This is a genomic window from Actinoplanes sp. KI2, assembly GCF_025630775.1.
Lineage (GTDB): Bacteria > Actinomycetota > Actinomycetes > Mycobacteriales > Micromonosporaceae > Actinoplanes.
Map to the genome: position 1 here is coordinate 141385 of NZ_JAOSZE010000021.1, position 19329 is coordinate 160713.

23 protein-coding genes are annotated in these 19329 nt (G+C 71.9%); 8 read left to right on the top strand and 15 right to left on the bottom strand.

The genetic code is table 11. The features are described 5' to 3' along the window. Nucleotides 1-30: 30 nt before the first annotated feature. From ODJ79_RS23000 to ODJ79_RS23055, 12 genes are all read right to left on the bottom strand, one after another. A complete protein-coding gene (locus ODJ79_RS23000; RefSeq protein WP_263025603.1) occupies nucleotides 31-375 on the bottom strand; it encodes a hypothetical protein in 345 nt (114 codons plus the stop codon). Beyond that, nucleotides 372-647: a hypothetical protein gene (locus ODJ79_RS23005; RefSeq protein ID WP_263025604.1), complete on the bottom strand. Its 276-nt coding sequence runs from the start codon at nucleotides 645-647 to the stop codon at nucleotides 372-374. The genes ODJ79_RS23000 and ODJ79_RS23005 overlap by 4 nt, the downstream gene beginning before the upstream one ends. A gap of 23 nt (nucleotides 648-670) precedes the next feature. Continuing rightward, on the bottom strand, nucleotides 671-1135 hold the full coding sequence (locus ODJ79_RS23010; protein WP_263025605.1) for a glycosyltransferase: 465 nt from the start codon (nucleotides 1133-1135) through the stop codon (nucleotides 671-673). Between the two features lie 97 nt (nucleotides 1136-1232). Continuing rightward, nucleotides 1233-2036 carry a glycosyltransferase gene (locus tag ODJ79_RS23015; RefSeq protein WP_263025606.1) on the bottom strand — a complete coding sequence of 268 codons (804 nt, stop codon included), beginning with the start codon at nucleotides 2034-2036 and terminating at the stop codon, nucleotides 1233-1235. A 2-nt stretch (nucleotides 2037-2038) separates the two neighbouring features. Beyond that, nucleotides 2039-2398, bottom strand: coding sequence for a nuclear transport factor 2 family protein (locus tag ODJ79_RS23020; RefSeq protein WP_263025607.1), 360 nt, complete (start codon nucleotides 2396-2398; stop codon nucleotides 2039-2041). A gap of 100 nt (nucleotides 2399-2498) precedes the next feature. Then, the gene (locus tag ODJ79_RS23025) at nucleotides 2499-3224 is read right to left on the bottom strand and encodes an L-type lectin-domain containing protein (protein ID WP_263025608.1); all 726 of its coding nucleotides are present in this window, start codon (nucleotides 3222-3224) and stop codon (nucleotides 2499-2501) included. A 100-nt stretch (nucleotides 3225-3324) separates the two neighbouring features. Beyond that, entirely contained in the window at nucleotides 3325-4500 is a 1176-nt protein-coding gene (gene chrA, locus ODJ79_RS23030; protein WP_263025609.1) for a chromate efflux transporter, read from the bottom strand. A 263-nt stretch (nucleotides 4501-4763) separates the two neighbouring features. Further along, on the bottom strand, nucleotides 4764-5150 hold the full coding sequence (locus ODJ79_RS23035; RefSeq protein ID WP_263025610.1) for a VOC family protein: 387 nt from the start codon (nucleotides 5148-5150) through the stop codon (nucleotides 4764-4766). Beyond that, nucleotides 5147-5887 (bottom strand): MarR family transcriptional regulator, encoded by a 741-nt coding sequence (locus ODJ79_RS23040; protein ID WP_263025611.1) that lies wholly within the window; start codon nucleotides 5885-5887, stop codon nucleotides 5147-5149. The genes ODJ79_RS23035 and ODJ79_RS23040 overlap by 4 nt, the downstream gene beginning before the upstream one ends. A 19-nt stretch (nucleotides 5888-5906) precedes the next feature. Continuing rightward, nucleotides 5907-6698 carry an exodeoxyribonuclease III gene (locus ODJ79_RS23045; RefSeq protein ID WP_263025612.1) on the bottom strand — a complete coding sequence of 264 codons (792 nt, stop codon included), beginning with the start codon at nucleotides 6696-6698 and terminating at the stop codon, nucleotides 5907-5909. 309 nt (nucleotides 6699-7007) lie between these two features. Then, complete coding sequence (locus ODJ79_RS23050; RefSeq protein ID WP_263025613.1) at nucleotides 7008-9248, bottom strand: putative bifunctional diguanylate cyclase/phosphodiesterase; 2241 nt, start codon at nucleotides 9246-9248, stop codon at nucleotides 7008-7010. A 33-nt stretch (nucleotides 9249-9281) separates the two neighbouring features. Next, nucleotides 9282-10121, bottom strand: coding sequence for a universal stress protein (locus ODJ79_RS23055; RefSeq protein ID WP_263025614.1), 840 nt, complete (start codon nucleotides 10119-10121; stop codon nucleotides 9282-9284). A gap of 164 nt (nucleotides 10122-10285) precedes the next feature. Between ODJ79_RS23055 and ODJ79_RS23060 the strand changes: the two genes are divergently transcribed. Genes ODJ79_RS23060 through ODJ79_RS23070 form a run of 3 tightly spaced genes read left to right on the top strand, consistent with a single transcriptional unit; the run spans nucleotide 10286 to nucleotide 13050 of the window. Beyond that, on the top strand, nucleotides 10286-11569 hold the full coding sequence (locus ODJ79_RS23060; protein WP_263025615.1) for a citrate synthase: 1284 nt from the start codon (nucleotides 10286-10288) through the stop codon (nucleotides 11567-11569). A gap of 60 nt (nucleotides 11570-11629) precedes the next feature. Next, entirely contained in the window at nucleotides 11630-12304 is a 675-nt protein-coding gene (locus tag ODJ79_RS23065; RefSeq protein WP_263025616.1) for a polysaccharide deacetylase family protein, read from the top strand. A 35-nt stretch (nucleotides 12305-12339) separates the two neighbouring features. Next, on the top strand, nucleotides 12340-13050 hold the full coding sequence (locus tag ODJ79_RS23070) for a helix-turn-helix domain-containing protein (protein ID WP_263025617.1): 711 nt from the start codon (nucleotides 12340-12342) through the stop codon (nucleotides 13048-13050). Here ODJ79_RS23070 and ODJ79_RS23075 read toward each other — a convergent pair. Further along, the gene (locus ODJ79_RS23075; RefSeq protein ID WP_263025618.1) at nucleotides 13032-13610 is read right to left on the bottom strand and encodes a dihydrofolate reductase family protein; all 579 of its coding nucleotides are present in this window, start codon (nucleotides 13608-13610) and stop codon (nucleotides 13032-13034) included. The two genes, ODJ79_RS23070 and ODJ79_RS23075, sit on opposite strands and share 19 nt — an antisense overlap. 300 nt (nucleotides 13611-13910) lie before the next feature. On the opposite strand from ODJ79_RS23075, the gene ODJ79_RS23080 reads away from it, so the two are divergent. The 5 genes from ODJ79_RS23080 to ODJ79_RS23100 all read left to right on the top strand — a co-directional run bounded on the left by ODJ79_RS23080 (nucleotide 13911) and on the right by ODJ79_RS23100 (nucleotide 18026). Beyond that, nucleotides 13911-14138 (top strand): hypothetical protein, encoded by a 228-nt coding sequence (locus tag ODJ79_RS23080; RefSeq protein WP_263025619.1) that lies wholly within the window; start codon nucleotides 13911-13913, stop codon nucleotides 14136-14138. Nucleotides 14139-14286: 148 nt separating this feature from the next. Continuing rightward, the gene (locus ODJ79_RS23085; protein WP_263025620.1) at nucleotides 14287-15198 is read left to right on the top strand and encodes a diiron oxygenase; all 912 of its coding nucleotides are present in this window, start codon (nucleotides 14287-14289) and stop codon (nucleotides 15196-15198) included. A gap of 25 nt (nucleotides 15199-15223) precedes the next feature. Then, nucleotides 15224-15988 carry a tryptophan 2,3-dioxygenase family protein gene (locus tag ODJ79_RS23090; RefSeq protein WP_263025621.1) on the top strand — a complete coding sequence of 255 codons (765 nt, stop codon included), beginning with the start codon at nucleotides 15224-15226 and terminating at the stop codon, nucleotides 15986-15988. Further along, a complete protein-coding gene (locus tag ODJ79_RS23095) occupies nucleotides 15985-16779 on the top strand; it encodes an SDR family NAD(P)-dependent oxidoreductase (RefSeq protein WP_263025622.1) in 795 nt (264 codons plus the stop codon). The genes ODJ79_RS23090 and ODJ79_RS23095 overlap by 4 nt, the downstream gene beginning before the upstream one ends. A gap of 2 nt (nucleotides 16780-16781) precedes the next feature. Continuing rightward, the gene (locus ODJ79_RS23100; protein ID WP_263025623.1) at nucleotides 16782-18026 is read left to right on the top strand and encodes an aminotransferase class I/II-fold pyridoxal phosphate-dependent enzyme; all 1245 of its coding nucleotides are present in this window, start codon (nucleotides 16782-16784) and stop codon (nucleotides 18024-18026) included. A gap of 68 nt (nucleotides 18027-18094) precedes the next feature. Here ODJ79_RS23100 and ODJ79_RS23105 read toward each other — a convergent pair whose 3' ends face one another. Continuing rightward, nucleotides 18095-18874 (bottom strand): LamG domain-containing protein, encoded by a 780-nt coding sequence (locus ODJ79_RS23105; protein WP_263025624.1) that lies wholly within the window; start codon nucleotides 18872-18874, stop codon nucleotides 18095-18097. A 65-nt stretch (nucleotides 18875-18939) separates the two neighbouring features. Further along, nucleotides 18940-19329: a DUF6401 family natural product biosynthesis protein gene (locus ODJ79_RS23110; protein WP_263025625.1), complete on the bottom strand. Its 390-nt coding sequence runs from the start codon at nucleotides 19327-19329 to the stop codon at nucleotides 18940-18942.

A 19329-nucleotide genomic window follows, 5' to 3' on the forward strand; every position in this document is an offset into this window, starting at 1 on the left:
GCGCGGTCCGATCGGCCCGGCGCAGCCCGGTCAGGCGACGTGCCGGGCCGGGCGCAGCAGGGTCAGGGCGCGCAACGCCTCGGCCCGCGAGATGGGCTGGTCGTCCTCGGCCTGGACGGCGAGGGCCATCTCGATCGCCTGCCGGATCCAGGTGGTCTTGGGCACCTCGGCGGCCTTGGCGGCCAGGGCCACCGCCTCGTCCAGCTCGGTCGGCAGGCGCAGCGACCGCACCACCATGACCGGCGAGCCGGCCGGTGGCAGCGCGTCGAGCAGGGCCTGCTCGTCCTGCGGGGCGGGCGCGGGCTCGAAGGACAGGCCGTTCATGAACGCGGCCAGCTGCTCGGGCGTGCGCGGCACGTCGCCGTCGTGACTCATCGCGTCTCCTCCCACCGGCTGAACTCGGTCAGCTCCGCATCCGACATCTCCCGTGCCCCGATGATCCGCCAGGTCAGCTCGGCGACGTGGTAGACCGCGACGATCAGCGGTCGCCCGGCCGCCGTGCGCCCCCAGACGGTGAGGACCGGAACCCGGTTGGCGCTGATCGCCCGCCGCGGCCACCGCCGCTTCGCCTCCAGCACCTGCCGGACCTCGTACGACTCGATGCCGATGAGGGCCGCCAGAGCCCAGTCCTCCCATTCGTACGGCACCCTCCCAGCGTACTACGCACGTATTACGCGCCGGAACCGAGCCAGTCGAGGACCGGCGCGACGCCGTCCTCCGCGCCGATCCGGGCCGACAACGCCCGCGCCCGCGCCGCGTGGTGCGGATTCGTGGTGACCTGCCGCAGCGCCGCCGCCAGCCGGTCCGCGTCCAGCTTCGGCATCGGGATCGGCGCGGGCGACACCCCCAGATCGTGCAGGCGCCGCGCCCAGAACGGCTGATCGGCCAGCACCGGCACGGCCACCGCGGGCACACCGGCCCGCAGCGCGGCCGCCGCCGTCCCCGCCCCGGCGTGGTGCACCACGGCCGCCATCCGCGGGAACAGCCACGAGTGCGGCGCCTCCCCGATGCTCAGCACGTGCTCGCCGGCGACCGCGAGCTCGGACCACCCGGCCTGGACGACCGCCCGCAGCCCCGCCCGGCGCACCGCCTCCGCCACGATCGGTCCCGGCCGCTCGCCCTGCCCCGGGACCATGCTCCCGAACCCGACGAAGACCGGCCGCGGCCCGTCAGCCAGAAACGCCGTGAGCGCCGCCGATGGCCGCCAGGCCGGCGCCGAGGCCGCCCCCGGGTCACGGCCGGCAACCGCGCCAGGCGTCCCGCGGCTGTGGCCGGCAACCGCCCCAGGGGGCCTCAGGTCGTCGCCGGCAACCTCGCCGGCCGGCCCCGGGCCGTCGCCGGCGACCGCGCCGGCCGGCCGGCCACCAGAAGCCGGTCACCCGCAGCGGGGCCGGCCAGTCCGCGGGCCGGGGCACGACGGCCGCGCTGAAGCCGTGGAAGGTCGGCGCCGCGAACTCCTGCTCCCGGCGCAGCGCGGCGAGCCGCACCCGGGGCAGCCCGAGCCGGCGCCGCAGCTCCCGGATCGGTTCCGCGTACAGCGGCTGGATCGCCCAGGTGGCCGCCAGCCCGGTGAGCCGGTTCGCCGCCGCCCCGAGCGGGCGCCCGCCGAGCAGCACCGACCCGAACTCCCGGGTCGGGTGCACCGGCTGCAGGAAGACCCCGGCCCGGCGTACCCGATAGGCCTCCGCGACCTGATAGCCGAGCGGCGCCACCATGGTGGACAGCAGCATGACGTCGGGCCGTACCGCGGTGACCGCGTCGACAATCCCGGCCCCGAGCGCCGCGATCAGCGGCCGGGCCAGCCGGAACTGCCGGGCAAGCGCCCGCGGCCCGAGACCGCCGGGCGCGTTCGCCAGCATCCCGCGGAGGTCTCCGGGCAGCGGCCGGAACCCGAGACCGGTGCCGGTGACGTACGTCCGGAACGGCTCGTGCGCGGCGAGCGTGACCTCGTGCCCGGCCACCCGCAGTCCCGCCCCGAGACCCGTGTACGGCGCCACGTCACCCATCGACCCCGAGGCGACGATCAGGACGCGCACCGCTAGGCCAGCTTCTCCTTCATCGCGGCGGCCAGCGCGGTGAGCCCGCTCAACGGCCGCACCATCACCATGAACTCGGAGATCAGCCCGTCGCCGTCGAGCCGCAGGAAATCGCAGCCGTTGACCGCCCGCTCGCCGATCCGGGTCTCGAAGATCAGGGCCGTGTCGTCGCCGCCGCCGATCTCGCGTACGTAACGCAGGTCCTCGAACACCGTGAAGACCGCCCGCAGGATCGCCGAGACGGCCGCCTTTCCCTGGTACGGCTGGTAGGCCACCGGGCTGAGGAAAACCACGTCGTCGGCGAGCAGCCGCAGCGCCGCCTCGATGTCGCCGGCCTCGACCGCCTTCCGGAACGCATGCATCACGCCTCCACGAACGTCAGCTCGGCCGGGACCGGCCGCGGGACCTGAAAATACCCGAGGGCCGTCCCGCCCCGCTCGTGGAAACGGTGGGGTCGAGCCGTCAGCGTCCGGTCACGACCGCCCAGTTCGTGATGTCCTGGATGGAGGTGAGATCCCCGGTCGCGCCGGTGAAGCCGACCCAGGCCCGGCCGGCGCCGAGCTCGCGGGCGACGTCGACCCTCTGGTCCAGCGCCATGTCCTTGCCGGCGAACACCAGGAGTCGGTGGGCCGACGCGTCGTAGACCACCTTGACCGTGGTCGTGTTGCCGTACAGCGGCTTGGCCGTCGGCGCGGTGGCCAGGTGGACGTCGGGGTTGCCGCCCAGCACGATGCCGATGTGGTCGCCGGCCGGGTCGGGCGCGTTCTGGAAGTCGTCGAGCTCGACCGCGACGCTCGGGCGGACGCCGCGGTAGCCGAGCCCGCCGCCCCAGCCGCCGAGGGCCCGCGGACCCACCGATTGAACTACGAACGCGACGCCGTCCGCGCCGCGGTCCTCGACGCCGAGCAGGGACGCCCGGAACGTGGCGACGAACGATCGTGTCACGTCGATCTGATCCGTCAACCAGGCCGAGCCCATCTGCTGGTAGCCCCCGTTGGTCAGGCGTATTCGGTTGTTGGACAACATCGTGGCGGTGCCGTTCAGGCGGAACCCGGGCGGTTTGGCGGCCGTGACCCGACCGGTGCCCGTGGACGCGCCGGCGGCCAGGGCCGGGGCGGGCGCGACGCTGATCGACAGGGCTGCGGCCAGAAGACCGCCATACACCATGCTGCGATATCCGGAAGACATTTTCCCCACCTTCCAGGCGGCGAGTTCGTCGGTTCGATCCGGACCACCGTAAAGCCGACGGAAGCGCTTAATCAGGCGAACCAGGCAATTGCCCAGGCCCTCACTGCGGCAGCGGACCACCGGCGAGCACGATCAGAATGCCGGCCGCCGCCGCGGTGAGCAGGGTGAGGACCGGGCCGCGGCGGAACCCGAGGGCGAGGATCGCGGCGCCGGCCAGCACCGCGAGCTGCCACGGCTCGCCCAGCGCCCGGGCCAGCGGGATCGCCGAGCCGAGGATCGCGCCGATCGCGGCCGGACCGGCGCCGTCGAGGAAGGCGCGCACCCGCGGGTCGGCCCGGAGCCGGTCGAAGCGGTCGGCGCCGAGCAGGATGAGCGCGAACGACGGACTGAACGCGACCACCGAGGCGAGGACCCCGCCGACCAGTCCGGCGCCGGCGTAGCCCACCACCGCGACGGTCTGGACGACCGGGCCGGGGGTGATCTGTCCGAGCGCGACCGCGTTGAGGAACTGGGCCGAGGTCATCCAGTGGTAACGGTCGACCGCGTCGGCCTGCATGAGCGGGATGATGACGAACCCGCCGCCGTACGAGAGGGCCCCGACCTTGATCGCGACCCAGGCGATCGACAGCAGCACGCCGCCGCCCAGCCCGGCGCCGGCCAGGACCGGCAGCGCGGGCAGTTTCGCCGGCGGGCGGGCCACCCGCTGCGCGACGACCTCGGCGACGCCGCAGGCGATCAGCAACAGCACCAGCCACGGGCCGACCGTCGCCGCCGCGGCCGCGCCCAGCAGCAGGAAGACGATCCACCGCGCCGGGCTGCCGTGCTCACGGGCCCGCCGCCACCCGGCCGGCATCAGGCTCGAGCCGGCCTGCACGGCGACCGCCGCCACGGCCGCGCCCGCACCGGCCCCGGCCGCCTTCACCGCCGCCGGCGGGTCGCCCTGCAGGAACAGCGCCGCGAGGGCGAGGATCACGAACAGTCCGGGCAGGATGAACGCCGCGCCGCCGACCAGCGCGCCGACCCGGCCGCGTACCCGCCAGGCGCAGAAGATCGCCAGTTGGGTGGAGGCCGGGCCGGGCAGCAGGTTGCAGGCGGCGATCGCGTCCTCGAACTCCCGCGGGCTCAGCCATTTCCGGTCGTCCACGCAGAGCTTGCGCAGCAGCGCGATGTGCGCGGGCGGCCCGCCGAACCCGATGCAACCGATCCGCCCCCACTGGACGAGGACGGTTCGCAGCCCGGCGACCGGCCGGGTCGCCGGGGACGGCGGCACGGTCATGCTGCACCTTCCTTAGGCATGCCCTTCTGGCCCTCGCCTTCGGCCTGGGCGGGCACGTTGCGGAGGTGCCGCTCGGTGCAGGCGGTCATGCTGCGCCTTCCTCAGGCATGCCCTTCTGGCCCTCGCCTTCGGCCTGGGCGGGCACGTTGCGGAGGTGCCGCTCGGTGCAGGCGGTCATGCTGCGCCTTCCTTAGGCATGCCCTTCTGGCCCTCGCCTTCGGCCTGGGCGGGCACGTTGCGGAAGTGCCGCTCGGTGCAGGCGCTCATGCCCCGGCCGGCTGGAAGAGCTCGACCGCGTTGCCGGCCGGGTCGTCCAGGACGACCTGCCGGCCGCCGGGGCCGCTGATCACGTCGTTGCGGAAGACGACGCCGGCCGCGCGCAGCCGGGCGACCTCGGCGTCGATGTCCTCGACGATCAGCTCGATCCGGTTCCAGCCGCCGGGACCGGGCCGGCGGCCGTCCGGCATGGCGCGGCCGGCCGAGCTGCTCGGGCCGGACAGCAGCAGGCGCAGGTTGCCGCGGCGGATTTCGGCGAAGGCCGGCGGGGCCACCCACTCCCCGGGCTTGAACCCGAGGTGGGCGGTGTAGAAGTCCAGGGCGGCCTGGACGTCGTCCACCAGGTAGCGGACGCTCACGGTGTCGGTGGTCATGGTGCTTCCTCCAGGGCTTCGAGGGTGTGCAGCAGGAAGGTGATCCGTTCGTCGAGCTCGGTCGTGACGCGGTCGAACGCCGGGCGCCCGGCCGGATCGCGCGCCGGGTCGGGGACGCTCCAGTGGACCGGGCGGGAGTGGCCCGGGAACTCGGGGCAGACCTCACGCACCCGGTCGCACAGGGTGATCACCCGGTCGAAGCGCTCGGCGGTGTACTCGCTCAGGTGCTTCGAGCGGGCCGCGCCGAGCTCCACTCCCCGATCGGCCAGCGCGGCCACCGCGTACGGATGGATGGGTTTGGGGTGGCTGCCGGCGCTGAAGGCCTCGACGGCGCCGCCGGTGCGGTGCCGGAGCAGGGCCTCGGCGATCTGCGACCGCGAGCTGTTGCCGGTGCACAGGAACAGGACCCGGCGGCCCGCGACGGCCTCGGCGGCGGGCGACGGCGCGATCAGCCGCAGTCCCGGGTGCAGGGCGCCGCCGGTCTCGGCCAGCAGTGCGGAGCAGCGGGCCAGGTCGAGCGCGTAGTACGTGTCGCGCCCGTCCGCGCTGCTGCGCCGCACGGTGACCAGGCCGGCCGCACGCAGCTTGCCGAGGTGGTAGGAGACCAGGTTCTGCGGCCGGCCGAGCAGCTCGGTCAGCTCGCGCACCGGCCGGTCGCCGTGGGCCAGCTCGCTGAGCAGGAGCCAGCGCAGCGGGTGCCCGGCGGCGATCACGAACGCCGGCGGCGGTGCGGTCACCCGCGCAGATTACATCAAATCAATTTGATGCAATAGCCGGGCGATCGAGGTCGACGACGATCGGGGCGTGGTCGGACGGGCCCTTGCCCTTGCGCGCCTCCCGGTCGATCACGGCGTCGGTCACCCGCGCCGCGAGGTCCGGCGTGGCCAGCACCAGGTCGATGCGCATGCCCTTGTTCATGTGGAACATCCCGGCTCGGTAGTCCCAGTACGTGAAGGGCCGGTCGCCCTTGAGCGGGCGCCCGACGATGTCGCGCAGCCCCAGGTCGCGGATGGCGGCGAGGGCGTCGCGCTCGGGCGGGGTGACGTGGGTGGAGCCGACGAACACCGCGGGGTCCCAGACGTCCTCGTCGGTGGGCGCCACGTTGAAGTCTCCCGCGATGATCAGCGGGCCCTCGCTGAGGGACGACGCGAGCGAGTCGCGCAGCGCCGCCAGCCAGGAGAGCTTGTAAACATAGTGCGGATCCTCGGGCGTCCGACCATTGGGGACATAGACCGAAATAAACCTGATATCGCCGCAAAGGGCGCCGATGCAGCGCGCCTCGGGATCGGGAAATCCGGGCTCGCCCGGAAATCCGTTACGGATGTCGGCGAGGCCGACCCGGGACAGCAGGGCGACACCGTTCCACCGGCCCTGACCGTAGGCGGCGGTTTCGTAGCCGAGCTCGGCGACCTCGGCGGAGGGGAAGCCGTCGGCCGGGACCTTGGTCTCCTGCAGGCAGACGACGTCGGGTTTCGTGCCGTCCAGCCACTCCAGCAGCCGCGGCAGCCGGGCCTTGACCGAGTTGATGTTCCACGTGGCGAAGCGCATCAGCCCAGCCTGCCCTATCGCGGCCGGGCGTGGCGGTCACGAGCGGCCGGGCGTGGCGGTCACGAACGGCCGGGCGTGGCGGTCACGAACGGCCGGGCGTGGCGGTCACGAACGGCCGGGCGTGGCGGTCACGAGCCGCCGAGCGTGGCGGTCACGGGCGGCGGACCGCCGCCGTCAGCGCCGCGGCGAGCCCCGCGGTGAGCATGAGGAGAACACTCACCAGCGCGATCATCAGGGGTCCTCCAGAAATGTGATCCGGGTTACCGCAGGTCACGAATGATGCCCGACGAATCGCGCGGGCGCCAGTGGTCAGTCGTGCCCGGCGAGCGTCGCCGCGGCGCCGGACGCGCGCCAATGCGCCGCGAACTCGGCCGGCGGCACGGCCGGTCCCCACAGCCAGCCCTGGCCGTTGGTCACCCCGATCCGGGCGAGCACGTCCCGCTGCAGCCGGGTCTCCACCCCCTCGGCGATCACGCTGAGCCGCAGCGCCTGGCTCATCGCCACGATCGCCCGGACCAGCTCGCCGGCCTCCTCGTCGGCGCCCAGCCCGGTCACGAACGAGCGGTCGATCTTGACACCGGTGACCGGGAAGCGGCGCAGGTAGCCGAGCCCGGAGAAGCCGGTGCCGAAGTCGTCGATCAGCAGCTGCACGCCCAGCTCGCGCAGCTCGTAGACGACCCGGGAGGTGTCGCTGGAGCTGTCCATCATCACCGACTCGGTCATCTCCAGGGCCACCACCCCGGCCGGCACCCCGAAGCGGAGCAGCTCGGCCGAGAGCACCAGCGGGAACGTGGCGTCGGACAGCTGCTTCGCGGAGACGTTGATGGACAGGTAGAAGTCCTCGGCCACGGTCCCGTCGGCCCGCCACGCGGCGAGCTGGCGCAGGGCCTCCTGGCGTACGTAGGTGCCGATCGCCCGGATCAGCCCGGCGTCCTCGGCGAGCGGGATGAACACGGCCGGCGAGATCGGACCGCGCTCCGGATGCACCCAGCGGACCAGCGCCTCGGCGCCGAGCGGCCGGCCGGTCTCCAGCCGGACGATCGGCTGGTAGGCCACCCAGAGCTCGCCCTCGCCGAGCGCCCGGCGCAGCGCGACCTCCAGCTCGATCCGCTCGCGTACCTGGTCGTGCATCGACCGGTCGAAGACCGTCGCCTGCCCGGGCCCCTCCGCCTTCGCCTGGTACATCGCCGTGTCGGCGTCGCGCATCAGCTCCTCGGGGTCGCCGTCCAGCCCGGCCGAGGCGATGCCGATCGAGGCGCTGATCTTCAGCTCGAAGTCGCGGACCACGAACGGGCGGTCGAAGCAGGCCCGCGCCGAGTCCAGCAGGCGGCGGGCGTACGCGTTGTCGCCGATCGCCGTGAGCACGAACTCGTCGCCGCCGAGGGCCGCGACCCGGACGTCGGACGGCACCCGGGCGCGCAGTCGCTCGGCGACCTCGATGACGAGCCGGTCGCCGGTGTCGTGGCCCCACGAGTCGTTGACGTACTTGAAGCCGTCCAGGTCGAGCAGCAGCACCCAGACCGACTCGTCGCCGGGCGCCAGGTAGCCGAGCAGACGCTCGATCTCGTGGCTGATCATCCGCCGGTTCGGCAGCCCGGTCAGCGCGTCGTGGGTGGCCTGGTGCTCGGCGAAGCTCTGGGCGCTGGCCTGCGCCTGCACCGCGGTGATCGCGCGCAGCAGCAGGAGCGTGACGATCAGCATGCCGACCGCCGCGATCACCAGCCGGTGGCCGGCGGTGTCGCCGATCGCCAGGACCAGCACGTACGGGGCGATCAGGGCCGGGATGAGCAGCGCCATCCGCCGCCCGGACCAGGCCGCGACCGGCGGGCGGGACGGGCGGCCCAGCAGCACCGCGGACGGGTGCAGCGCGGTGACCCCGAGCAGCACGTACGCGAGCAGGAACGGCACGTCCAGCAGCGGCGAGGTGTACAGCTTGCCCTGAGCGCCGATGATCGCGTACGCGACGTCGCCGGTGAGCAGCATCGTCATCGACGCCAGCAGGGTGATCAGGCTGAGCGGCCAGCTCCGGGCCGTGAAGGTGAGGCTGAGCACGAGCATCAGCACCACCACGTCGAACAGCGGGTAGAGCCCGGCCAGCATCGACACGATCTCGGGCCGGTCGCCGATCCGGGCCGCGGGCAGCGCCAGCAGCAGCACGCTGGCCAGGCCGGCGGAGAGGCAGACGATCAGGCCATCCAGCACGGAGTGCCATTCGAGACTCTGCCGGGCCCGCAGCAGGATGGTCAGGAAGGCACAGAGCAGCAGGTAGCCGGGGATGGTGAAGGCGTCGGCGATCAGCGGCAGACCGGCGGCGGTGACGATCGGCCGCAGGATCACGCCGATCAGGAAGGACAGCGAGGCCGCCGCGATCAGCGGCCAGGCGGTGCGGGGCTCGGCGGCGAGCCGCCGCGGGCCGACGGTGCAGGCCACGACCGTGCCCGCGCCGATCAACAGCGCGCAGACGCTGTTCACGGCGGGCGAAAGGTCGAACAGATATACGGCCGTCGCCGCCACCCCGCCGAGAGCGAACAGCCGCCACATTCCGGTCATCAACGGTTCAGATCGGCGCGTTACGCCCAAGTTTTAGGTCATAGCACCGGCTTTGCGATCGGATGGCAACCGTGGCACGGGGACGGACCGGCCGTGCACGAAGATCGTCGGGCAGGCGCCGCGGTGCAACACCTCCCGGGCCACCGCGCCGAGCAGCCCGGCGTCGCGGGTCCCGCGCGGCCCGAGGACGATCACCCGGCCGCGGCGGGAGGCCAGCACCAGCGTGGGGCCGGGCGCGCCGGCCAGCAGCCGGGTGTGCGCGGCGGGCGCCGCCTCGGCGGCCTCGGCGAGCACCTGGCGGCCCTGCTCCTCGTCCGCACCGCCGTACTCACGCACCACGTGCAACACCTCCAGGGTCGCCCGCCGGCGGCGGCTCTCGGCGAGCGCGTGCCGCAGGGCGCGCATCCCGTTCGCCGACCCGTCCACCGCCGCGAGCACCGCACCGCGCGGCGGCCGCGGCCCGCGCGCCACCAGCACCGGGCACCAGGACCGGGCCACCGCCTGCACCAGCACCGAGCCCGGCGGCAGCCACGGCGTGGTGGCCAGGTCGTCGTCGCCGAGCACCAGCAGCACGGCCGCCCGGCTCAGCCGCAGCAGCACCCGGTCGGGCAGGCCGTCCACCAGTTGTCCCGTCACCCGGACCCCGGGTGTGGAACGCTGGGCGGTGAGGACCGCCTCGCCAACCACCTGTGAGGCGGCCCGTCGAGCCCGGTCGTAGTCCATCCCGGCGCCCGGCGGGCCATGACTGGGCCAGGTGAACGCGTGAACGACTTTGAGCTGACAGCCGCGGGAAACGGCCTCGCGGGCGGCCAGCCGCACCGCGGCCAGGCCCGCCGACGTGCCGGTCACACCGACCACGACAGGGTTGCGCACCGGTCTCACCTCCGCTCCGAGACTGCGCACCATTATCTATGCAAGAACGCCACTCTTCGTGATCAATCCCTCAGCCGGTGGCCGCCTGATGACCCATTCAGGTTGAGGGTTTACGGTGAACGACAAATTCTTGTGGACATCTGCCGGTGAAGTGAGGGAAATACATGACGGATGTCAAGCTCGACCACCCGGGTGGCCAGTTGTCGATGCCGGTGCGCTCGGCCGTCGAGGGTCCGGGCGGCATCGACGTCAGTGCCCTTCTCAAGGAGACCGGCTACGTCACCCTGGACCAGGGTTTCGTGAACACGGCGTCGACCACCTCGGCGATCACGTACATCGACGGCGATGCGGGCATCCTGCGCTATCGCGGTTTCCCGATCGAGCAGCTCGCCGAGCGGTCGACCTTCCTCGAGGTGTCGTACCTTCTCATGCACGACGCGCTGCCGACGCCGGAGCAGCTGAAGGACTTCGCCGACAAGATCCGGGTGCACACGCTGCTGCAGGAGGAGATGCGCTCGTTCTTCTCCGGCTTCCCGCGCGACGCGCACCCGATGGCGGTGCTGTCCTCGGCGGTGACCGCGCTGTCGACGTTCTACCAGGACACGCTTGACCCGCTCGACCCCGAGCAGGTCGAGATCTCGGGCATCCGGCTGATGGCGAAGCTTCCGACGATCGCGGCGTACGCGTACAAGAAGAGCATCGGCCACCCCCTGCCGTACCCGGACAATTCGCTCGACTACGTCGAGAACTTCCTGCGCATGACCTTCGGCCTGCCCACCGTGCAGTACGACGTGGACCCCAAGGTCGCCAAGATCCTTGACATGCTGTTCATCCTGCACGCCGACCACGAGCAGAACTGCTCGACCTCCACGGTCCGCCTGGTCGGCTCGGCGCAGGCCAACCTGTTCGCGTCGATCTCGGCCGGCGTGAACGCGCTGTCCGGCCCGCTGCACGGCGGCGCCAACGCGGCGGTGCTCGAGATGCTCGAGCAGATCCGCAAGGACGGCGGCGACGTCAACTCGTTCGTCACCCGGGTGAAGAACAAGGAAAAGGGCGTCAAGCTGATGGGCTTCGGCCACCGGGTCTACAAGAATTACGACCCGCGTGCCGCCATCGTGAAGAAGGCCGCCCAGGAGATGTTGAACACACTGGAGAAGCCGGACCCGCTGCTGGACATCGCGTTCCAGCTTGAGGAGATCGCGCTCAACGACGATTACTTCGTCAGCCGCAAGCTCTACCCGAACGTCGATTTCTACACCGGCCTGATCTACAAGGCGATGAACTTCCCGACCAAGATGTTCACGGTCCTGTTCGCCCTCGGCCGGCTGCCCGGCTGGATCGCCCAGTGGTCCGAGATGATGACCGATCCGGCCACGAAGATCGGTCGTCCGCGTCAGCTCTACACCGGTTCCCCGGAGCGCGAGTTCATCCCGATCGACAAGCGCTGATCAATTCCGCGAGAAAGCGCCCCGCCGATTCCGATCGGCGGGGCGTTCTACTCTTTGTTCATGAGCACGACACCGGCCGGACTCCTGCAGGCCTGGCGCGAGCCCGCCACCCGGGCCGTCTCCCGCCTGATCCCCGGCGACGTCATCTGGTACGTCGACACCACCGACCCGGTGTTCGCGCTGACCTTCGACGACGGCCCCTCGCCGACCAGCACGCCCGGCCTGCTCTCGGTGCTCGCCGAGCACGGCGCGAAGGCCACCTTCTTCCTGGTGGGTGAGCGGGTCCAGGCCCACCCCGGGCTGGTCGCCGACATCGTCGCCGCCGGTCACGAGATCGCCAACCACCTGATGCGGGACGAGCGCTCGGCGCTGATCCCCGACCGTCAGTTCCGCCGTGACCTGGCCCGCACCACCGAGCTGCTCGCGCCGCACGGCCCGGTCCGCTGGTTCCGTCCCGGTTCCGGCGTCTTCACCCCGCGCATGCTCCGCTCCGCCGCCGAGCAGAACCTGCAGGCCGTCCTCGGCACGCTGGTGGCTGGAAACCGGGGCCTGCCCTCCGACGACCGGATCGCCCGCTCCCTGCTCCCCAGCCTGCGCCCCGGCTCGATCCTCGTCCTGCACGAGGGCACCCCGCAGCGCCGGGGCGTGGTGCAGACGACCGAGGAGCTGCTGTCGGCGCTCGACGGTCTGACCGCGGTCACGGTCGCCGACCTCGTGAACCGAGCAAAACCATGATTTCGTACGCGGCGGCCGCGGCGTAGTCTTCGCCCGTGGGACTGCAGTTCACCACGCGCCGGTCGGATTCGCCGTGGGTCGACAGTGTCTGGACGTGCACGAGCGAGCAGGTCACCACGATGACCTCGGTCGCCGAGGCACGGTGGGGTCTGGTCTTCTGGGAGCAGGCCGGCCGGGCGTACGCGAGCATCACCGGTCCCGAGACCCGGACCCGCACGGCGCCGGTGCCCGAGGGCGCGACCTTCACGGGCATCGACTTCGCCGTCGGCACCTCGTTGCGGGCCATGCCCACGGCGACGCTGGTCGACGGCGGCATCGGCCTGCCCGACACCACCCGCCGGACGTTCCGGCTGGACGGCGCCCGCTGGCGGACGCCCGGCCTGGACGACGCCGAGGCCCTGGTGGCGAGCCTCGTGCGGGCCGGGATCGTGGTCCGCGACCCGCTCGTCGCCGACGTGCTGCGCGGCCACCGCCCGGCCGTCTCGGGGCGCACGGTCGAACGCCGGTTCCGCGCCGCGACGGGCCTGACCCGGGGCGCGGTCCGGCAGATCGAACGGGCCCGCACGGCGGCGGCATCGCTGGCCGCCGGCGACCCGGCCGCCGACGTCGTGGCCCGGCTCGACTACTTCGACGAGCCACATCTCGCGCGGGCGCTGCGTGCCTACGTCGGACGGACCGCCGGACAGCTGCGCGAGGGCGCCGGCGGCGCGATCGGCCTCGACGTGGATCAGCGCCTGACGTCGTAGACCAGCTTCAGGATCCCGTTCGAGTAGCTCTCCGACTCGCGCAGCGTCAGCATGTGCTTGTCCCGGTCGGCCCGGCCGAACAGGCTCTTCCCCGCGCCGAGCAGCACCGGGAAGACCAGCAGGTGGTACCGGTCGATCAGGCCCGCGTCCGACAGTCGCCGGGCCAGCTCCGCGCTCCCGTGGATGAAGATGGCGCCGCCGTCGGCCTCCTTGAGCGCGGCGACGTCCTCGGTCGAGCGCAGGATGGTCGTCGGCCCCCACCCGCTGACCAGGGCGTCCTCGGGCAGCGTGGCGGACACCACGTACTTGGGCAGGTCCTTGTAGCCGGCGTGGTCCGCCGACCCGGGCCAGACCGGCGCGAACGCCTCGTAGCTGCGCCGGCCGAACATCAGCGCCGTCGTGTCGGCGAGCTCCTCACCCTTCAGCGACCAGGCCTCCGGGACGAACTCGAGGTCCTTGACCACCCACCCGCCGCTGCGGTGCTCCTCCCCGGGCCCGCCGCCGGGCGAGTCCACGACGCCGTCGAGCGACATGAAACCGGTGTAGACCAGGTCACGCATGCTGTTTCTCCTCATGCTCGCGAGTTGCCGGGTTCACGCTAGATCGCGGCCGGGGCGACGGTCTTGGACAGAAACGACAGCGGCCGGCGCTCTAAATGGGTCGCGACGATGAACGGTGCCCGGCTAACGTGACCGCATGATCCTGATGCTCTGAGATGGTGGCCGCCGGTAGCGGCCGCACAGCGTTCCGGCTCCGGGCGCTCCGGCGGGTTGTCCGCCGTGGAGACGCCGGCGTGCCGACGCCCGGAGCAAACACCCCCTCTCCACGGCATCCTTCTGCCAGTTTCCGGAGGTTTCCGTATGCCCTTCTCCGTGCATGTCGATCAGAAAGAGCTCGCGGTACGCGATCTCGCGGCCGGACTCGCCCGGCCGTCCACCGAGGCCACCGCGTCCGAACGGCGCGACGCGTCCGGCGCCGGGCGCCGCGGCGGCCGGGACGACCGGCAGGCGGCTCGCGGGCAGTCCGGGCGCGACCACGCCCGGGCCGGCGGCGGGAAGTCGCGGTCCTACGCGTTCCGCCGCAGCTAGGACAGGTATCGAAGTCGGTGGGTCGCGTCGGCGAACGTGGTGAAGCCGACCGACGTACCTGACGAACCACGTATCGGCCGTCGGTTACCCACTCGGTCTGCACCTAGCATCGATTCATGCCGGTGCTGACGACGAGGAGAACGAGGCCATGAACCCGTTCACCGACTGGTACGACGCGGCCGGCGTGCGGGCCGGGAAACGCCGGATGTTCGCCGACGAACGCGACCAGGGCAAGGTGTTCTTCCCGGCGGCCCTGGTGCCGTACCTGGAGCATGACCTGGTCCGCGAGCGGGCCCCGGGGCAGCGCGAGGTGCTGACCGTTCGGCACCTCTACCAATTCCTGCTCGCCACCACCCACCTGGAAACTCGGGTGGTCAATCGGGGAGCGGAACGGATCGCGAACAACCGGATCGGTGTGCCGGTCGGCGGGCAGTTGCGGATGGACGCGTTCAAGGTCTACTGCGACGAGGGTTACCACTCGTTGTACAGCCTGGACCTGGCGCGGCAGGTCGAGGCGGCAACCGGGACGGCCCTGCCCGACTGGGACTTCGGCGGATTCGCCGACCGGCTCGACGCGACCGCGGCCGCGCTGCTGCCCGGTGCCGAGGTGCTCGCCCAACTGTTGCAGGTCGTGGTCTTCGAGACGCTGATCACGTCGGTCCTCAACGAGTTGCCCGCCGATCCGACGGTGGTGACGACCGTCCGCGACCTCGCCCGCGACCACGCGCGCGACGAAGGACGCCACCATCGCTATTTCGCGGGGTTCTTCCGGCACCTGTGGACCCACCTCGATGCGCCGACCCGGGCCCGGGCGGCCGTTGCCCTGCCCGAGCTGATCGCCGACTGTCTCCGCTGGGACGGCGAACCGGTACGCCGATCGCTGACGCTGGCGGGGCTCACCGAAGCCGAGGCCGACACCGTGGTACGCGACTGCTACGGCGGCGTACCGGAGATGCGACAGACCGCGTCGGCCACCGTGCGGTTGTGCCGGTCGACCGGCGTTCTGGACCAGCCGGGCGCCTGGGAGGCATTCGCCGCCAAGGGCTTGGTCGATGACTAGCCGGCCGCAGGTGCGGCGCCGGCCCGTGGCGCAAGCGCGGGACGGGTTCACCTATGCCGAGTACCTCTGCCTGCCGCGGCTGCTCGACGCTCAGCGTCCGCAGGCCGTTCCGGCGATGCACGACGAGTTGATGTTCATCGTCACGCATCAGGCGTACGAATTGTGGTTCCGGCTCTTGTTGCACGAACTGACCGCGGCCCGGGATGCCATGCTCGCGGGCGAGGCGGAGCGGCCGTGGGCATTGCTGGCCCGATGCCACACCGTGGAACGGTTGATGCTGGCTCAGATGGACGTGCTGGACACCCTGCCGCCCGCCTCCTTCGCGGAATTCCGGTCGGCGTTGGCGGGGGCGTCCGGCTTCCAGTCCGTCCAGTTCCGCGAGATCGAGTTCTTGTCCGGCTGGCCGGACAGGCGCTACCTTTCGGCCGGCCTGCCGGCGCAGGAACGTGACCGGCTTCAGCGGCGGCTGGACGAGCCGACGTTGTGGGACGGCTTCCTGACGGTGCTGACCGCTGCCGGCCATGACGTGTCCGATCCGGAACGGCGTGCCGGCGTGTTGGCGGAACTGGCGCGTGCCAGGGGGGATCGTCGGGGCCTGTGGCGACTGGCCGAGGCCCTGCTCGACCATGACCAGTCCTGGTCACTGTGGCGTTGTCGGCACGCTCTGCTGGTGGAGCGGCAGATCGGTGTCAAGGCCGGCACGGGCGGCAGCACGGGGGCGAGCTTTCTGCGCTCACGCCGCGACCGGCGCTTCTACCCCGACCTGTGGGAGGTGCGCAGCCGGCTATGAACGCCAGGAACGTTCTGATCACCGGCGGTTCCAGCGGCATCGGCCGGCACGCCGTCGCCAGGTTCGCCCGCGGCGGGGACACGGTCTGGTTCACCTACCTGCACGGCGCGGACCGCGCCAAGACCCTGGTGGAAGAGCTGGCCTCGGACGGCGTCGAAGTGAACGCCTTCGCGTTCGACCAGGGTGACTGGGACAGCCATCAGCGGCTGTTGCGGAAGCTTCCCGCCCCGGTGGACATCTTGGTCAACAACGCCGCGGTGGGTTCGGCCACGGTGGTGGACTACGAGCCCGGGGCGGCACACCAGCGGTCGGCGGCCATGCTCCAGATCAACAGCGTCGGTCCGCTCTGGCTCGTCCAGCAGTTGGTGCCCAGCATGCTGGAACGCGGCTACGGAAAGATCATCAACGTCGCCAGCGTCGGCGGCGGGATAGCGCCCTTCCCCACCTTCGATCTCGCCGACGGCATGAGCAAGGCTGCGCTCGTGCACCTGAGCCGCCAGCTCGCGGTCGAGCTGGCGCACACGCCGGTGGACGTGTTCGCTGTCTGCCCGGGCGCCGTGGACACACCCATGCTCAATGCGAGCGTCCTGGGCCGGTTGGACGACGCCGCGCGGGCCACCTTCCTGGCCGCACTGCCGAAGCAGCGGCTCATCCAGCCCGGCGAAATCGCCGACCTCATCGCCTGGCTGTGCACCGGTGCGGCCGCCAGCCTGCACGGCGCGGTCCTGGACGCCTCGCTGGGACTCGGGCTGGCGCCGGGAATGTTCCAGCCCGATCCGGCCGCACACTGATGGTGTCGCAGCAGGCCACCCGGCTGGTGGCGGGGACGCCGGCGATCGCCGCCGCCCACTTCGTCGCCGAGGCCGACCCGTACGACTCGATGTCCAACCCGGACGGCTATGTCAATGTGGGTACGGCCGAGAACCGGCTGGTGTGGGACATGCTGGGGCCGCGGCTGTGCGCCGCCCGAGCGGTGACGGCCGCCGACGTTCGATACGCGCCGCTGCACGGCACCGTCGCGCTGCGGTCACAGGTGGCCCGGTTCCTGGCCCGAGGCGGCGCTCCCATCGACCCCGAGGATCTGGTCGTGGTGAGCGGGGCGACAGCGGCCCTGGACATCATCGCGTCGGTGCTGTGCGATCCGGGCGAGGCGCTGGCCGTGCCGGTGCCCTACTACGGAGCCCTCGACACGGACCTGACCGGCCGATCCGGGGCGCGACTGGTACCGGTGCCGCCGCTTGCCGGGGCACCGCTGCCGGATGCGGCGGCGGTCGTGGACACGGTCCGGCGAGCTCGCTCCGCCGGCACCACCGTACGCGCCTTGGTGCTGACATCGCCGCACAACCCGCTCGGGCTGATCTACCGCGAGACCGAGTTGCGCGCCTTCGCCTCGGCCTGCGCGGCACTCGACCTCGACCTGATCGCCGACGAAGTGTACGCACACTGCGCGTTCGCCGGTCCGGCCTTCGTCAGCGCCCGCGATGCGGCGTCCGGCCCACTGGATCCGCAACGCGTTCACGTGGTGTGGGGATTCGCCAAGGACCTCGGCCTGCCCGGGCTCAAGGTCGGCGTGTTGCATACCCGGCAACCGCAGGTGCGCGTGGCGGCGCGGGAGCTGGCATACTTCGCGCCGGTCTCCACCGACACCCAGTGGCTGTTGACGGAACTGCTGGCCGCCGACGACTGGACGGTGCAGTTCCTGACCACCAGCCGGAACCGGCTCGCCGCCTCGTACGCCGCGGCAGCCGGCCACCTCACCGCCGCCGGTGTGCCGTTCCGGCCGGCCGAGGCGGGCTTCTCCATCTGGACCGATCTGCGTGGCTGGTTGGACGCGGCATCGCCGGAGGCCGAGCGTCTGCTGTGGCAGCGCTTGTTCCGGTCGGGCCGAATCAACCTGCTGCCCGGTGCGGTCTTCCACCACCCGGAACCCGGTTGGTTCCGGCTGTGTCACACGACCGATCCGGCGACGGTCGCCGAGGCGGTGGCCCGTCTGCGGCACGTCCTGGGCGACTCGACGACCGCCTTCCCGCCCCGTTAGGTCCCGCCCCGCCGAGACGACGAGGAAGCGGCCCGGCGCCAGGGGGCGCCGGGCCGTGGTGGATGGGGTCAGCCGAGTTCGGCGTACACGTCGTCGAGCTGGCCGTGGTACATGTCGCTGGACGTGTTGAAGTTCGGGCCGCCGATCCGCAGCGGCATCGAGTTGCTGATCGACATCGCCGCCGGGACCGAGACCGTGCCCTGCTGGACCCCGTCGACGAAGATCGCCAGAGTGGTGCCCGAGCGCTGGCAGAGGATCTTGTGCCACGCGCCGTCGGTGATCGGGTTGGTGGAGTGTGCCATGTAGACGGCCGGCGAGCCGACGCCGATCACGACGCACTGGGCGCGGCCCATCTTCTGGCCGATCTGCATCTTCCACTGGCTGCCGGTGGCGTTGGTGCCCTTCTGCATGATGTTCGACGAGCCCCGGACCTGGCTCTTCAGCACGCGGATGGTGGCACCCCAGCGGAACAGCCGGGTGCCCGGGTTGAGGTCGCCGTCGTTGGGCGCCTCGAGCATGGCCCGCGGGCAGGCCGTGGCGCCCACCGAGCACAGGGCCGGGAAGGCGACGTACTTGCCGCCGGTCGGGCCGGCCTCGTAGCTGAGCGCGCCCTGGTCGGCGCCGCGCGCGGTGAGCGCCGGGGCACCGTGGCCCGAGGTGTCGGCGACCCGGCCGGCCGTGGCGCCGGCGTCGAAGTTCCAACGAGCGACCAGGACCGGAGCGGCCGTGGTGGCCGGCGCCGTGCTCGCGGCCGGGGGCGTGTCATGGGGAGCGGCGGTCGCCGCCTGGGCGGCGGACATCGGGACGATCAGGCCGGCCAGAGCCGCTACCGCAATTGCGATCTTCATACCTCAGAGATCGCTGCCGCCCACAACTGTTACTGGAAATTTAGGAATAAAGTCTTCGAAATCGCTCAAAGTAGTCCAAAGCTCTCAGCCAGGTAGCAGACCGCCACCAGCCGCAGCAGGTGCCAGTCCCCCGCCAGCCACTCGGCGGGGCGCACCGGCGCCTCCCCCGCGGCGGGTACGTACCGGCCGGCGCGACGAGCGGAGGCGACGACCGACCGGGCGTACGCGGCGAGCGCCTCCGCGTCCGGTTCCCGCTCCGCGTCGGCGAGCGCGTCCCGCACGGCGGACGCGTGCTGGTCGACCAGGGCCAGCAGGCCCGGGTCGGCGAAGGCGGCGACCAGTCCGTCGACGCCCACGCGGGCCATCATCTCGTCCAGCTGGGCGGTCGACGAGGCGAGATTCGGGGCGGTCGCGGCGGTGGAGATCGGGGCGAAGGTCAGGAATTCGTTCGTCAT

Excerpts from the sequence above, each read along its gene's own strand:
- ODJ79_RS23000 (WP_263025603.1), bottom strand. The coding sequence starts at position 375 with ATGAGTCACGACGGCGACGTGCCGCGCACGCCCGAGCAGCTGGCCGCG.
- ODJ79_RS23010 (WP_263025605.1), bottom strand. The coding sequence starts at position 1,135 with ATGGTCCCGGGGCAGGGCGAGCGGCCGGGACCGATCGTGGCGGAGGCG.
- ODJ79_RS23020 (WP_263025607.1), bottom strand. The coding sequence starts at position 2,398 with ATGCATGCGTTCCGGAAGGCGGTCGAGGCCGGCGACATCGAGGCGGCG.
- ODJ79_RS23025 (WP_263025608.1), bottom strand. The coding sequence starts at position 3,224 with ATGTCTTCCGGATATCGCAGCATGGTGTATGGCGGTCTTCTGGCCGCA.
- chrA (WP_263025609.1), bottom strand. The coding sequence starts at position 4,500 with ATGACCGTGCCGCCGTCCCCGGCGACCCGGCCGGTCGCCGGGCTGCGA.
- ODJ79_RS23035 (WP_263025610.1), bottom strand. The coding sequence starts at position 5,150 with ATGACCACCGACACCGTGAGCGTCCGCTACCTGGTGGACGACGTCCAG.
- ODJ79_RS23045 (WP_263025612.1), bottom strand. The coding sequence starts at position 6,698 with ATGCGCTTCGCCACGTGGAACATCAACTCGGTCAAGGCCCGGCTGCCG.
- ODJ79_RS23050 (WP_263025613.1), bottom strand. The coding sequence starts at position 9,248 with ATGACCGGAATGTGGCGGCTGTTCGCTCTCGGCGGGGTGGCGGCGACG.
- ODJ79_RS23060 (WP_263025615.1), top strand. The coding sequence starts at position 10,286 with ATGACGGATGTCAAGCTCGACCACCCGGGTGGCCAGTTGTCGATGCCG.
- ODJ79_RS23065 (WP_263025616.1), top strand. The coding sequence starts at position 11,630 with ATGAGCACGACACCGGCCGGACTCCTGCAGGCCTGGCGCGAGCCCGCC.
- ODJ79_RS23075 (WP_263025618.1), bottom strand. The coding sequence starts at position 13,610 with ATGCGTGACCTGGTCTACACCGGTTTCATGTCGCTCGACGGCGTCGTG.
- ODJ79_RS23080 (WP_263025619.1), top strand. The coding sequence starts at position 13,911 with ATGCCCTTCTCCGTGCATGTCGATCAGAAAGAGCTCGCGGTACGCGAT.
- ODJ79_RS23085 (WP_263025620.1), top strand. The coding sequence starts at position 14,287 with ATGAACCCGTTCACCGACTGGTACGACGCGGCCGGCGTGCGGGCCGGG.
- ODJ79_RS23095 (WP_263025622.1), top strand. The coding sequence starts at position 15,985 with ATGAACGCCAGGAACGTTCTGATCACCGGCGGTTCCAGCGGCATCGGC.
- ODJ79_RS23105 (WP_263025624.1), bottom strand. The coding sequence starts at position 18,874 with ATGAAGATCGCAATTGCGGTAGCGGCTCTGGCCGGCCTGATCGTCCCG.
- ODJ79_RS23110 (WP_263025625.1), bottom strand. The coding sequence starts at position 19,329 with ATGACGAACGAATTCCTGACCTTCGCCCCGATCTCCACCGCCGCGACC.